This window comes from Pseudomonas sp. RAC1, assembly GCF_030658255.1.
Classification (GTDB): domain Bacteria; phylum Pseudomonadota; class Gammaproteobacteria; order Pseudomonadales; family Pseudomonadaceae; genus Aquipseudomonas; species Aquipseudomonas boreofloridensis.
Map to the genome: position 1 here is coordinate 35,238 of NZ_JAUTXS020000027.1, position 13,463 is coordinate 48,700.

Below are 13,463 nucleotides of genomic sequence, written 5' to 3' on the forward strand. Positions count from 1 at the left end.
GCGCGCCCGACGGGCTGGATATATTTTCAGTGTTTTGCATGGGGCGGCTATCATACCCCGTCATTGCCCTCGATGCCCCATGGAGATCCGGATGCTTGCCTTTGCCCTGCCCTACACACTGCACGTTCTGGCCGCGTTGGTCTGGGTCGGCGGCATGTTCTTCGCCTGGCTGATACTGCGCCCGGCGGCAGTCGTAGCGCTGGAAGGGCCAGCGCGCCTGCGGCTGTGGCTGGAAGTTTTCCGACGTTTCTTCGGATGGGTATGGCTGGCCGTGGCGGTGCTGGCGATCAGCGGTATCGGCATGTTGCACCTGCGCTTCGGCGGCTTTGACGCCGCGCCACGCCACGTTCAGGTGATGATCGGCGGCGGCATCGCGATGTTCGCGCTGTTCATGCGCGTGCAGGCGCTGCTGCTCCCGGAGTTGCGCGCCGCCGTGCAGGCCGAGGACTGGGCCTCGGGTGCTGCGGTGCTGGGCAGGATCCGACGGATGGTCGGCATCAATCTGTTGCTGGGCGTCTGCGTGGTGGCCGTCGCCAGTTCGCGCCTGCCCCTTTGACAGATCGAACAGGGCTGCAGTGCAGCCCTGAGCACCGAACTAACGGATCGTTTGCAGAATCAACTCCCCCGCTGCTCCGGCCAACCCGGGCTGTCCTGGCAAGCCCGCTCGCCCCGCGCTGCCCGCTGCGGTGCGATACACCAGACAGCCTTTGCTGGCTCCGCCCTGCCCCGCTTTGCCCGCCGCGCCAGGTTGACCCGGAGCGCCGCCTTCGACACGGACCTGAATGCGCTCCACCGGGAAGTCACCGGGGACGGCCAGACGCACCCGTCCGCCCGCCGCGCCATCGTGGCCGTCACCGCCATTGTCGCCATTCGCGCCGCGGCTGGCAGTGCCCCAGGTGCAGCCCCCGGCGCTGCCAGTACCGCCGTCGAGACCGGCAAAGCCAGGCGCTCCGGCCCCACCCCTGGCATCGATCATCAGTTGCTCGGCCTCCAGTGTCTGCAAGCGCAGGTCCAGGTCGCGCCCTGGGCGTGCAGGGCGCTGATAGGTTCCGGCGGCGCCAGGCGCGCTGATCTCGCTACCAGGACCTACCACTGCGGTACCGGCTTCGATGCTCAGCGCGCTCGGCGCTGGCGCAATGGCGATACGTGCCTCGCGGCCCATGACCAAGTGGTCGATCTTCAGCGCGGTCAGCGTGGCCGGCAGCAGCAGCGTCGCCGAGTCGGCCACCTCGACACGCTCCAGGTGCACGCTGGACGACTTGTTCGGCAACCGCAGCATGGAATGGGCACCCACCTCAAGGCTTTCGGCCTGCGCCAGCGGAGCGGCCAACGCGGCCAACAACATCAACTTACGCATGGCGCGGAGCCTCCAGCGGACGGGGAATGGACATGACGTGAAAGATGCCGGTCAACAGGATTTGCAGGCGATCGAACCAGCGGTGACTGCGCCCGCGAAGACTGGCATTGAACATCAGCACCTCAAGCAGGTGCAGGGCCAGCAAGAACGCACCGGCTGCATTGATCAACAGATTCAATGGCAATGGCTGCGGCAGGCTCAGATTGACCAGCACCACCCACCAGAACACCACGGTCAGGGCCTTGCCCAGACCCAAGATGAATTTCATACCTCGCCCCCGACTGTCTTGTTGTTGGCTTGCGGCCCGTTCGAGCGGACGCTGCGGCCAACAGTAACGCCGTGCCGGGCCGTGCGCCAGGGGCCGGCGACACGGCTTCGCAGCACAAGCCCACGCCCCGACCGGCGACGTGGACGCGGCCCATCAACGCTGGATCTTGATCTCGGTGCGACGGTTCAGGGCGCGGCCCTCGGCCGTGGCGTTGTCGGCCACTGGCTGACGCTCGCCCGCGCCGACCACCGACACGAAGCGGTCACGCGGTATACCGCTGCCGATCAGGTAGTCGGTCACCGAATGGGCACGACGCTCGGAAAGTTTCTGATTGTAGCCATCGGCACCGACACTGTCGGTGTACCCGGTGACGCTCAGGCGGGCGCTGGGCGCCTCTTGCTTCAAGCGGGTGGCCACGCTGTTCAGGCGCTCTTTGTCGGTGGCGGTGAGCCGCGCCGAGTCGAACTCGAAGTGCACGTCGCGGATGACGATGACCTCTTCCTTCTCGACCACCACCACCTCCTCGACCACCCGCTCCTCGACCACCGGCTGCAGTGGACAACCGTTGGCATCGACCTGGACCCCACGCGGCGTACCGGGGCACTTGTCGCGGCTGTCCGGCACGCCATCGCCGTCTTCGTCACCGTCGCCATGGGACCAGCAGTAACCGGCTGCCAGGCCACCGCCGAGCAAAGCGCCCCAGCCGGCCCAGCTCGAACTTTCGATGGCGCCCAGGGCCGCGCCCCCTACACCACCGACCGCTGCGCATTTCGGCCAGTCGGTTTTCTGCAGGCCTGCACACCCGGTCAACACACCGGTGATCAGAACCAGGGGTATCGCAGTGCGTACTATGCTCATTTTTGTCGTCTCTCCTGAGGGAATCGGTGCACGACCGATGCTCAGGGAGTAAAGACCGCCCGTGCCCGCTCTGCCAGCAATGGGCCATGACTGCACCACAACCCGCTTTGCCCGCAAAGCCAGGGCCGCTAGTCTAGAGCGACCTGAACGAGGATTGGCAATGACCGACGGTTTTTCCCAGCGCACTCCGCAACAGGCCCTGGCGGCCCTGCTCGAGCGCTTCGCACCCGCCCGCCTGCTGCTGGTGGGCTCGCGTTTCCCGGCCCTGGACGCCTTTGCCGCCGCACACCCGGCGACCCAGGTGCAGGTAGCCGCGCCGGGGCCGCTGCCCGCCGACTTGGCCGCGCAGCGTTTCGACCTGGCCGTGCTGGTGGACTGCCTGGAGCACCTGCCCAAGCGCAGCGGCCTGGAACTGTTGGGCGGCATCCGCAATCTCAACGCCAGCAAGGTGGCCGTGTTGGCCGACCTGGCCGCCTGCGGCTGGCACGACACCGACTTCTTCGCCCTGGCGATGTCGGCGAGCGAAAAGTTTCGCCGCCAGGAGCAGGTGCTGAGCCTGTTCACCTATGATCTGCATGACTACAAGCAGGTGCCGGACTGGCTCAATGCCAAGTTCTGGGCCAATCCGCAAAACTTCGGCAAGTACTGGTGGTGACTTCATGAGCGTTACGGTCTGTCCCTGCGGCAGCGGCAATCTTCTCGACGCCTGCTGCGGGCGCTTTCATGCCGGCACGCCGGCAGCCGATGCCCAGGCCTTGATGCGCTCGCGCTACAGCGCCTATGTACTGGGCCTGGTGGACTACCTGGTGGCAACCACGCTGCCCGCCCAGCAAGCCGATCTGGACCGCGCCGCCATGGCCACCTGGAGCGCCCAGAGCACCTGGCTGGGCCTTGACGTCGAAAGCAGCGAAGTGCTCGGCGGACAGCCTGAGCATGCATTCGTCACCTTCACCGCGCGCTGGCACGATCAGCAAGGCGACCATCAGCACCGCGAACGCTCGGCCTTCGTGCAGCATGGCGGGCACTGGTACTTCATCGACCCCACCGTGGCACTGCGCGCCGGGCGCAACGATCCCTGCCCCTGCGCCAGCGGGCAGAAGTTCAAGAAATGCTGCGCCAGCTACGTCGGCCACTGACCATGAACGTCATCGGGCGGCTCTGCCTGCTAACTGTCACCTTCCTCTGGCTGGGCGGTTGCGCGGGCTGGGACGCCAGCGAGCGGGCCCGGCCCGAGGTTCATTTGCTGCGCGTGGAAACGGTCAAGGCGCGCCTGCACCAGCAGCAATTCGTCTTGCATGTGCGCATCGACAACCCGACCGACAGTCGTCTGTTCATCCGCACCATCGCCTATACGGTACGCCTGGGCGACCTGCTACTGGTGCAGGACGAGGCCAGCCTGTGGCGCAGCGTCGGCGCCCATTCGCGGCGGACCTTCAAGATCGATGTGCGCACCAACCTCTGGCAGCACCTCAAACCGCTGGCCAAGCTGCTCAGAAGTGGCAAACCCTTGAACTACAGTTTGCAGGCCGAGCTTGCCACCGGGCTGATCGTGCACAGGGACCTGCACTTGTCGCGCAGTGGTGAGATAATCCGCGGCGATCTCAAACCGGAGTAACCCGCAATGACCCAACAACCCCATGTCCATGGCCCCGACTGCGACCACGGTCACGACCACCACCACGACCACGGCCATGTGCACGGCCCGCACTGCAACCACGGCCATCAGGAGCCGGTGCGCAATGCGCTGAAAGACGTCGGCCGCAACGACCCTTGCCCCTGCGGCAGCGAAAAGAAATTCAAGAAGTGCCACGGCGCTTGAATTAGCCGCGAGCGGCAAGCTTGGAGTGCGGGCATGCCGAGGCCGCCCCTCGAAGTCGCTCGCGATGCATGGGCTCACGCGCCTTTACTTACAACTTGCCGCTTGAAACTTGCCGCTTGAAACTTACCCGCTTGAAACTAGCCGACTTCCCCTCTTCAGGAGCCTTTGCAATGGCTGCCCCCGTGTTTCCTCCTTTGCGTTTCCGGTTCGGCTCTGGCGCCGTGCTGCTCGGCCTGCTCGGGCTTGCCGGCTGTCAGGTGGGCGGCCATCAGGACAGTGTGCCGCCGAGCACCGGCGTGCAGCCGCTCAAAGGACTGGCGCAGAACGTCTCGGTACGGCGTAACGCCATGGGCGCGCCGCTGATCGAGAGCAGCAGCTTTCACGATGCACTGTTCAGTCTGGGCTATGTGCATGCTGGCGACCGCATCGAACAGATGATCGCCATGCGCTTGCTGGCCCAGGGGCGCCTGTCCGAAATCGCCGGGGCCGAGGCGCTCGATATCGACCGCCTGATGCGCGCGGCCAATCTCAAGCAAAGCGCCGCCCAGCAATATGCCGATGCCTCACCGCGGCTCAAGCGCTTCTTCGAAGTCTACGCCCGAGGCGTCAACGCTTACCTGTTCCGCTACCGCGACAAACTGCCCAGCGACCTCGCCGGCAGCGGCTATCGCCCTGAGTACTGGAAAGCCGAGGACTCGGCGCTGATTTTCAGTCTGTATGCCTTCAGCCAGTCGGTGAACCTGCAGGAAGAGCTGTCCGCGCTCACCCTGGCGCAGAAAGTCGGCAGTGACAAGCTGGCCTGGCTGCTGCCCAGCGCCCCTGACGAGGCCTTGGCCAATGGCGAGGCCGACAAGCTCAAGGGCATCGATCTGACGCGCATCCCTGGCCTGGGCGACGTCACTGCGGCCAGCCAGAAGCTCACCGAGCTGGGCCTGCTGGGCAGCGCCGGCTCGTCCAACCTCGCGCTGGGTCCGCTGCGCAGCCGCAGCGGCAAGAGCCTGCTGGCCAGCGACAGCCGCGCCGCCTGGGCCTTGAGCCCGGTGCAGATCCACACCAGCAAGTATCAGGTCGCCGGTCTGTCGCTGCCCGGTTTGCCCATCGTGCTGGCCGGCTACAACGGCAAGTTGGCGTGGAGCGCCAGCGCGGTCATGGCCGATAACCAGGACCTGTTCCTCGAACAACTGCGCCGCCAGGGCAACCAGCTCACCTATATGGCCGACGGCAAGTGGCAGGCTGCGCGTGGGCGCAACGAGACCTTCTTCGTGCGCGGTCAGCGACCCGTGCGCGAAGTGCTGTACGACACCCGCCACGGCACCTTGCTCGGCCAGCCCGGCAACGGCTACGGCCTTGCCCTGCACTTGCCACAGCTCAAGGACGACCGCAGCCTGGACGCGCTGTTCGACCTGACCCGCGCCAGCACGCTGGAACGCGCCTTCGACAGCACCCGCGAAGTCGGCGCCGCGGCCTTGAACTTCGTTTTCGCCGAACCCGAGCACATCGGCTGGCAGGTCAGCGGGCGCTACCCGAACCGTCGTGAAGGCCAGGGCCTGCTGCCCTCCCCTGGCTGGGACGGGCGTTATGACTGGGACGGTTTCGCCGACGCCATGCTTCACCCCTACGACCAGGATCCGCCCAGTGGCTGGATCGGCCACGCCAACCAGCGCAGCCTGCCCAAAGGCTATGGCATGCAGCTGTCGAGTACCTGGTACTACCCCGAACGCGCCGAGCGTCTAGGCCAACTGGCGGGCAACGGTCGCCACGACAGCCGCAGCCTGATGGCCCTGCAGAACGACCAGGTGACGCTGCTCGCCGACAAGCTCAAGCGCATGTTCGACGCGCCCGGCATGGCCCAGCCGCTCAAGCAGGCCATCGACGCGTTGCCTGCCGCACAGCGCGACAAGGCCCGCGAAACCCTGGCCAGGCTGAAAGCCTTCGACGGTCGCCTCAGTCCGGTCTCGGCCGACGCCGCGCTCTATGAACTGTTCCTGCAGACCGTCGTGCGCCAGACCTTCCTCGGCGAACTCGGCCCTGAGTCCAGTGCCGCCTGGCAAGCCTTCGTGAGCAATGCCGAGCTGTCTTATTCGGCCCAGGCCGATCACCTGCTCGGCCGTGAAGACAGCCCGTTCTGGGACGACCGCAGCACGCCGCAGAAGGAAGACAAACCGACCATTCTCGCCCGTAGCCTCGCGGCGGCCATGGACGCAGGCATCGCCACATTCGGCGCCGACCGCAAGGCCTGGCAATGGGGCAAGCTGCACCAATACCACTGGCCTGCGCCGAACGTACATGGCCTGGGCGACGCCCTGAACCAGGCACCGATGGCAGCCGGTGGCGACTTCAGCACCCTGGCCCTGACGCCCTACGCCTGGGGCCGTGACTTCGACACCAGGTTGCCGGCCTCGGCGCGGATGATCGTCGACTTCGGCCAGGCCGAACCGCTGCAAGTGCTGACCAGCAGCGGCCAGTCCGGCAACGCTGCCAGCGCCCACTACGCCGACGGCCTGGACGCCTGGTTCAAGGGCCGTTTCACTACCCTGCCGCTGCAGCCGCAGAACTTCGCCCGCGCCTACGGCAGCCAGCGCCTGACCCTCACCCCGGGCAAGTAGCCCTATTGCCGAGCGGCTCGCCAGGGTCGCTCGGCGTGCTTCGATCCAGCCGAACTTCCACGCCGACGTCGCGCTCCTAAGCAATAACCCCAGCCAGCGCGAATGCCCATGGATCTCGTGATCGCCCGTCCCGAAGGCCTGTATTGCCCACCCGGAGATTTCTACATCGATCCGTGGCGGCCAGTGGAGCGCGCGGTGATCACCCACGGCCACGGCGACCATGCCCGCACCGGCAACGGACACTACCTGTGCGCAGCCCCCGGCGCCGGTATTCTGCGCAGCCGGCTGGGCCAGGACATCGACCTGCAGACCCTGCCGTACGGCGAGCGTCTGGTGCACCACGGCGTGACCTTGAGCTTCCATCCTGCCGGGCATGTCCTCGGCTCGGCGCAGGTACGGCTGGAGTACGAGGGCGAGGTGTGGGTGGCGTCGGGCGACTACAAGGTCGAGCCCGACGGCACCTGCGCGCCGTTCGAGCCGGTGCGTTGTCACACCTTCATCACCGAATCCACCTTCGGTCTGCCGATCTATCGCTGGCCCTCCCAGGCCGAGGTGTTCGCCGACATCAACGCCTGGTGGCGCAGCAACCGCGACCAGGGCAAGGCCAGCGTGCTGTTCTGCTATGCCTTCGGCAAGGCCCAGCGCATCCTCCATGGGCTGGACGCCAGCCTCGGGCCGATTCTGGTGCATGGCGCCGTGGAGCCGCTGAACCGGGTCTACCGCGAAGCCGGTATCGCGCTTCCGGAAACCCGCTATGCCGGTGATATCCCGCGCAATGATCCGCTGATGCGCCAGGCCTTGGTGCTGGCACCGCCATCGGCCGGCGGCAGCAGTTGGATGCGCCGTTTCGGCGACTACAGCGACGCCTTCGCCAGCGGCTGGATGTTGTTGCGCGGAACCCGTCGGCGGCGTGGCGTGGACCGCGGCTTCGTGCTCTCCGACCATGCCGACTGGCCCGGCCTGCTATGGGCCATCGGCCAAACCGGTGCCGAGCGGGTGATGGTCACCCACGGCTCGGTCGGCGTGCTGGTGCGCTACCTGTGCGAACAGAGCCTGGACGCCCGCGCCTTCGTTACCGAATACGGCGATGAGGATGACGCCCCCGCTGCGGAGCCTGCACCATGAAGGATTTCGCCGAGCTCTACCTGCGCCTGGACGCAACCACTTCGAGCAATGCCAAGCTACAGGCCCTGCGCGACTACTTCGCCCAGGCACCGGCCGCCGACGCGGCCTGGGCGGTCTATTTCCTGGCCGGCGGCCGCCCACGGCAACTGGTGCCCACCCGCTTGCTCCGCGAGTTGGCCACGGCCATGGCGGGCTTGCCGGACTGGTTGTTCGAGGAGAGCTACCAGTCGGTCGGCGACCTGGCCGAAACCATTTCCCTGCTCCTGCCACAGCACGATCACGACAGCGATGAAGGACTGGCGCAGTGGGTCGAGCAGCACCTGCTGCCCCTGCGTGGGCAACCCGCCGAGGTGATTGGCGAACGGTTACCGCAACTGTGGCTGCGTCTGGACCGTCCCAGCCTCATGCTGTGCCTGAAGTTGATCACCGGCAGTTTCCGAGTCGGGGTGTCGAAACTGCTGGTCACTCGCGCACTGGCCCAATTGTGCGACCTGGACCCCAAGCGTGTGGCGCAACGGTTGGTCGGCTACACCGACCTCAGCCATCGACCGACGCCCGACAGCTACCTGAAACTGATTGCCCCGGAATCGGACGACGAACACGCCCAACGTGGCGGACAGCCCTACCCATTCTTCCTGGCCCATGCCCTACAAGCGCCGGTGGAAGACTTCGCCACGTTGATCGGCCCGGTCGAAGACTGGCAAGTGGAATGGAAGTGGGACGGTATCCGTGCCCAGGTGGTCAAGCGCGAGGGCCAGTTGTGGATCTGGTCGCGCGGCGAAGAATTGGTCACGGAGCGTTTTCCCGAACTGCACAGCCTGGCCGAAACCCTGCCGGACGGCGTGGTACTCGATGGCGAAATCCTGGTGTGGAAGCCTGGCACTACGCAAGACGCGCCCGCGGTGCAGCCTTTTGCCTTGTTGCAGCAGCGCCTGGGTCGCAAGATCCTCGGCAAGAAGCTGCTCGCCGATGCGCCGGTGGTGCTGCAGGCCTACGACCTGCTCGAGTATCAGGGAGAAGACTGGCGCAGCCGCCCGCAACACGAGCGGCGCAGTGGGCTGGAACGTCTGCTGAACGAACACCCGCTGGCGCCGGTACTGCTGTCCCCTCTGCTGCAGGCAGACGACTGGGCGGGCCTGGCCGAACAGCGCGAGCAGTCGCGCAGTCTTGGCGTCGAAGGGTTGATGCTCAAGCGGCGCGATGCACTGTATGGCGTCGGTCGCACCAAGGATCTGGGCGTGTGGTGGAAGTGGAAGATCGACCCCTTCAGCGTCGATGCAGTGCTGATCTATGCCCAGCGCGGCCATGGCCGCCGCGCCAGCCTTTACAGCGACTACACCTTCGCCGTCTGGGATGCACCGGCCGGTGCTGCGCAACGCACGCTTGTGCCCTTCGCCAAGGCCTATTCGGGGCTCAGCGACGAAGAAATGCGCAAGGTCGATGCGATCATCCGCAAGACCACCGTGGAGACCTTCGGCCCGGTGCGCAGCGTCAAGCCGACCCTGGTGTTCGAGCTCGGTTTCGAAGGTATCGCCCTGTCCAAACGTCACAAGAGCGGGATCGCCGTGCGCTTTCCACGGATGCTGCGCTGGCGCCTGGACAAGTCCGTGGAAGAGGCCGACGACTTGGCCACCTTGCAGAGTCTGCTCGGTCCGACCTGACGCGTTTGCCGGTGTCCGGTGCTCACGTGCATAGGCACGCAGGCTCAGTTTGTGCTTCTATTTCCAGTCGCCACGATCAACGCCCGCGCAGCCCAGGACTCCCATGCATCACTTGACCCACGACTTGCTCTCTCCGGTTCCCGGTGTCACCCGTCACTTGCACAGCTTCCACTTCGGCCCGCGAGGCCAAGGCAAAGTCTATATCCAGGCCTCGCTGCACGCCGATGAGTTGCCCGGCATGCTGGTCGCCTGGCACCTGAAGCAGCGTCTGCGGGACTTGCACCAGCAGGGCCTGCTACAGCGCGAGGTGGTGCTGGTGCCCGTGGCCAACCCGGTGGGTCTGGAGCAGGTGCTGCTGGATGCGCCACTGGGACGTTTCGAATTGCACAGTGGCGAGAACTTCAACCGCAAATTCGTCGACCTGTCGGACAGCATCGGCGATCAGATCGAACCACGGCTGAGCGACGATCCTGAACACAACCTCGCCTTGATCCGCAAATACCTGCGTCGCGGGCTGGAGGCCCACCCGGCGGTGACGCCGCTGCAGGCCCAGCGCCTGACCTTGCAGCGCCTGGCCTGCGACGCTGAGCTGGTGCTCGACCTGCACTGCGACTTCGAGGCCGTCGAACACCTCTACACCACTCCCGAAGCCTGGCCGCAGGTCGAGCCGCTGGCGCGCTATCTCGGCGCCCAGGCCAGCCTGCTGGCCACCGACTCGGGCGGGCAGTCGTTCGACGAATGCTTCAGCCTGGTCTGGTGGCAACTTCAGCAGCGTTTCGCCAAGCGCTTCCCGATTCCCCTGGGCTGCGTGGCGGTCACCGTCGAGCTGCGCGGCCAGGCCGACGTCAACCATGAACTGGCCCGCCAGGATTGCCAGGCGATCCTCGATTTCCTCGTGCACCGGGGCGTGATCGCGGGCCAGGCGAGCCCCCTCCCCCCGCTTCGGTATCCTGCCACGCCGCTGGCAGCGGTCGAGCCGCTGGCGGCGCCACGTGGTGGCCTGCTGGTGTTCCACGCCAAGCCAGGACAGTACCTGGAGCCGGGACAGCAGGTCGCTGAGATCATCGACCCGCTCAACGACCAGGTGACCCCGGTGAGCACTGCACACGGCGGCCTGCTCTATGCACGCAGCGTGCGCCGCATGGCGACGACCGGTATGGTCATCGCCCATGTCGCGGGCGAGCAGGTGTGCCGTAGCGGCTATCTACTGGCCAACTGACGCGAATCAAACCAAAGCGCACACTGGCGGGTCTGTAGAAGCACAGCCTTCGACGAGACCGGCCACTGATGCCCACCTCACCCGACCTCGCCAACGCCTGGTTCAGCAGCCGACGCTGGAAGCCCTTCGCCTTCCAGCGCACCGTGTGGGCAGCGATTGAGCGCGGCGAATCGGGCCTGCTGCATGCCAGTACCGGCAGCGGCAAGACCTACGCCGTCTGGCTGGGTGCCCTGCGAGCCTTCGCCCGTCCTGTGAGTGGACGTCATCCGGCGCCGCTGCAGGTGTTATGGATCACGCCCATGCGTGCGCTGGCCAGTGATACCGCCCGCGCCTTGCAGGCACCGGTCGATGAGCTGGGGCTGCCTTGGAGCATCGGCGTGCGCAGCGGTGACACGTCCAGCGCCGAGCGCGCACGGCAGACTCGACGCCTGCCCAGTGCGCTGGTGACCACCCCGGAAAGCCTGACCTTGCTGCTCACCCGTGAACACGCCGAGCGCGACTTTGCCGAACTGCGCATGATCGTGGTGGATGAGTGGCATGAACTGCTGGGCAACAAGCGTGGCGTGCAGTTGCAACTGGCCCTGGCTCGCCTGCGGCGCTGGCAGCCACAGTTGGTGGTCTGGGGCCTGTCGGCCACTTTGGGCAACCTGCCGCACGCGCTGGAGGTGCTGCTGCCTGGCGGCGGACGTCTGGTGCAAGGGCGCCAGGACAAACGCATCCAGGTCGATACCTTGCTGCCGGACGAAATCGAGCGATTTCCTTGGGCTGGGCACATGGGGCTGAAGATGCTGACCAAGGTCAGCGCCGAGCTCGAGGCCAGCGCCAGCAGCCTGGTGTTCACCAATACCCGCGCCCAGGCCGAGTTGTGGTACCAGGCGCTGCTCGATGCCCGCCCCGACTGGGCAGGCCTGATCGCACTGCACCACGCGTCGCTGGCCCGGCACACCCGCGACTGGGTGGAGCGCAGCCTCAAGCAGGGGACGCTGAAAGCGGTGATCTGCACCTCGAGCCTGGACTTGGGGGTGGATTTCCTGCCAGTCGAACGGGTGCTGCAGATCGGTTCGGCCAAAGGCATCGCGCGCCTGCTGCAGCGTGCCGGGCGGTCGGGACACGCGCCAGGCAGGACGTCCCGCATCACCTTGGTACCGACCCACAGCCTGGAACTGGTGGAGGCCGCCGCGGCTCGACAAGCCTTGGCGGCCGGGCACATCGAGGCGCGTCGCTCGCCGCGGCTGAGCATGGACGTGCTGGTCCAGCACGTGGTCAGCATGGCGCTGGGCAGCGGGTTCCGGCCTGAGCAGTTACTCGAGGAGGTGCGCAGCACCTGGGCCTTTCAGGACTTGCAGGACGCCCAGTGGCAGTGGGCACTGGCCTTCGTGCGCCATGGCGGCAGCTCGCTGACGGCCTACCCGGATTACCAACGCGTCGAAGCTCACCCCGATGGCCTCTGGCGCGTGGCCAGCGAGCGGCTGGCACGCCGCCATCGCTTAGGCATCGGCACCATCGTCAGCGATGCCAGCCTGCAACTGAAATACTGGAGCAAAGGCGGAGGCGGCAAGTCGCTGGGCAGCGTCGAAGAATCGTTCATCGCCCGTCTCAAGCCTGGCGATACCCTGCTGTTCGGCGGGCGCATCCTGGAGCTGGTACGGGTGGAAAACATGACCGCCTACGTGCGTCGCAGCACGGCGCGCAAAGCGGCGGTGGCGCGCTGGAATGGCGGGCGCATGCCGCTGTCCAGCGAGCTGGCCGATGCCCTGGTCGAGCGCCTGGATGCCGCGGCCCATGGCCATTACGAAGGCCCGGAAATGCGCGCGGTGCGTCCCTTGCTGGCGCTTCAGGCCAGTTGGTCGGCGCTGCCCACGCAACGCACCTTGCTGGCCGAGACGCTGCATACGCGCCAGGGCTGGCACTTGTTCGTCTATCCCTTCGCCGGGCGCATGGCCAACCTGGGACTGGCCAATCTGCTCGCTTGGCGGGTCAGCCGGCAGCAGCCGCTGTCGGTCTCGATCGCCGTCAACGACTATGGCTTCGAATTGCTGGCCGCCAGCGCGGTGGACTGGGCAGCGTATCTGCCCGCCGCGCTGACGGTCGATGATCTGCTCGAGGATGTGCTTGCCAGCTTGAATGCGGGGGAAATGGCGCTGCGGCGCTTTCGAGAAATCGCCCAGATCGCCGGCCTGGTCTTTGGCGGCTACCCGGCAGCGCAGAAAAGTACCCGTCAGATCCAAGCGTCCAGCGGTCTGTTCTACGAAGTGTTCCGCAAGCATGATGCGGATAACCTGCTGCTGGGCCAGGCGCGTGACGAGGTGTTGATGGAAGAACTGGAAATCGAGCGGCTGAGTCACCAATTGCAGAAACTGGCAGGCCTGAGCCTGGACCTGCATGCATTGCAACGGCCCAGCCCACTGGCTTTCGCACTGCTGATCGAAGGGATGCGCGAGACCCTGAGCACCGAAAAGCTCGCCGATCGTATCGCGCGGATGGTGGCCGACCTGGAGAAGGCGGCGAGCCGACCGTGAATCACCCACACCCTGTCGAGGAGGCCTCGCT

Annotated in this window: 13 protein-coding genes; 10 read left to right on the forward strand and 3 right to left on the reverse strand. The window is 66.2% G+C overall.

The features are described from left to right. Positions 1-91: 91 nt before the first annotated feature. Positions 92-556 (forward strand): CopD family protein, encoded by a 465-nt coding sequence (locus tag Q7C30_RS08030; RefSeq protein ID WP_317871206.1) that lies wholly within the window; start codon positions 92-94, stop codon positions 554-556. Positions 557-595: 39 nt separating this feature from the next. Here the strand turns inward: Q7C30_RS08030 and Q7C30_RS08035 are convergent, their stop codons facing one another. From Q7C30_RS08035 to Q7C30_RS08045, 3 genes are all read right to left on the reverse strand, one after another. Next, entirely contained in the window at positions 596-1,357 is a 762-nt protein-coding gene (locus Q7C30_RS08035; RefSeq protein ID WP_317871207.1) for a collagen-like protein, read from the reverse strand. Then, positions 1,350-1,625 carry a DUF1145 domain-containing protein gene (locus Q7C30_RS08040; protein WP_317871208.1) on the reverse strand — a complete coding sequence of 92 codons (276 nt, stop codon included), beginning with the start codon at positions 1,623-1,625 and terminating at the stop codon, positions 1,350-1,352. Before Q7C30_RS08040 ends, Q7C30_RS08035 begins: the two co-directional genes overlap by 8 nt. A gap of 153 nt (positions 1,626-1,778) precedes the next feature. Then, positions 1,779-2,483 carry an OmpA family protein gene (locus tag Q7C30_RS08045; protein WP_317871209.1) on the reverse strand — a complete coding sequence of 235 codons (705 nt, stop codon included), beginning with the start codon at positions 2,481-2,483 and terminating at the stop codon, positions 1,779-1,781. A gap of 160 nt (positions 2,484-2,643) precedes the next feature. On the opposite strand from Q7C30_RS08045, the gene Q7C30_RS08050 reads away from it, so the two are divergent. The 9 genes from Q7C30_RS08050 (at position 2,644) to Q7C30_RS08090 (ending at position 13,432) form a co-directional block, all read left to right on the forward strand. Continuing rightward, the gene (locus Q7C30_RS08050; RefSeq protein ID WP_039575975.1) at positions 2,644-3,138 is read left to right on the forward strand and encodes a DUF6231 family protein; all 495 of its coding nucleotides are present in this window, start codon (positions 2,644-2,646) and stop codon (positions 3,136-3,138) included. A gap of 4 nt (positions 3,139-3,142) precedes the next feature. Further along, positions 3,143-3,619, forward strand: a complete 477-nt coding sequence (locus Q7C30_RS08055) for a YchJ family protein (protein ID WP_029613221.1) — start codon at positions 3,143-3,145, stop codon at positions 3,617-3,619. Next, a complete protein-coding gene (locus Q7C30_RS08060) occupies positions 3,592-4,098 on the forward strand; it encodes an LEA type 2 family protein (RefSeq protein ID WP_317871210.1) in 507 nt (168 codons plus the stop codon). Before Q7C30_RS08055 ends, Q7C30_RS08060 begins: the two co-directional genes overlap by 28 nt. Before the next feature lie 6 nt (positions 4,099-4,104). Continuing rightward, on the forward strand, positions 4,105-4,302 hold the full coding sequence (locus Q7C30_RS08065; protein WP_029613223.1) for an SEC-C metal-binding domain-containing protein: 198 nt from the start codon (positions 4,105-4,107) through the stop codon (positions 4,300-4,302). A gap of 170 nt (positions 4,303-4,472) precedes the next feature. Further along, positions 4,473-6,908 carry a penicillin acylase family protein gene (locus Q7C30_RS08070; RefSeq protein WP_317871211.1) on the forward strand — a complete coding sequence of 812 codons (2,436 nt, stop codon included), beginning with the start codon at positions 4,473-4,475 and terminating at the stop codon, positions 6,906-6,908. A gap of 108 nt (positions 6,909-7,016) precedes the next feature. Further along, complete coding sequence (locus tag Q7C30_RS08075; RefSeq protein WP_317871212.1) at positions 7,017-8,033, forward strand: ligase-associated DNA damage response exonuclease; 1,017 nt, start codon at positions 7,017-7,019, stop codon at positions 8,031-8,033. After that, positions 8,030-9,694: an ATP-dependent DNA ligase gene (locus Q7C30_RS08080; RefSeq protein ID WP_317871213.1), complete on the forward strand. Its 1,665-nt coding sequence runs from the start codon at positions 8,030-8,032 to the stop codon at positions 9,692-9,694. Before Q7C30_RS08075 ends, Q7C30_RS08080 begins: the two co-directional genes overlap by 4 nt. Positions 9,695-9,797: 103 nt before the next feature. Next, positions 9,798-10,913, forward strand: a complete 1,116-nt coding sequence (locus Q7C30_RS08085) for a M14 family metallopeptidase (protein ID WP_317871214.1) — start codon at positions 9,798-9,800, stop codon at positions 10,911-10,913. A gap of 68 nt (positions 10,914-10,981) precedes the next feature. After that, complete coding sequence (locus Q7C30_RS08090; RefSeq protein WP_295481353.1) at positions 10,982-13,432, forward strand: ligase-associated DNA damage response DEXH box helicase; 2,451 nt, start codon at positions 10,982-10,984, stop codon at positions 13,430-13,432. Positions 13,433-13,463 lie beyond the last annotated feature (31 nt).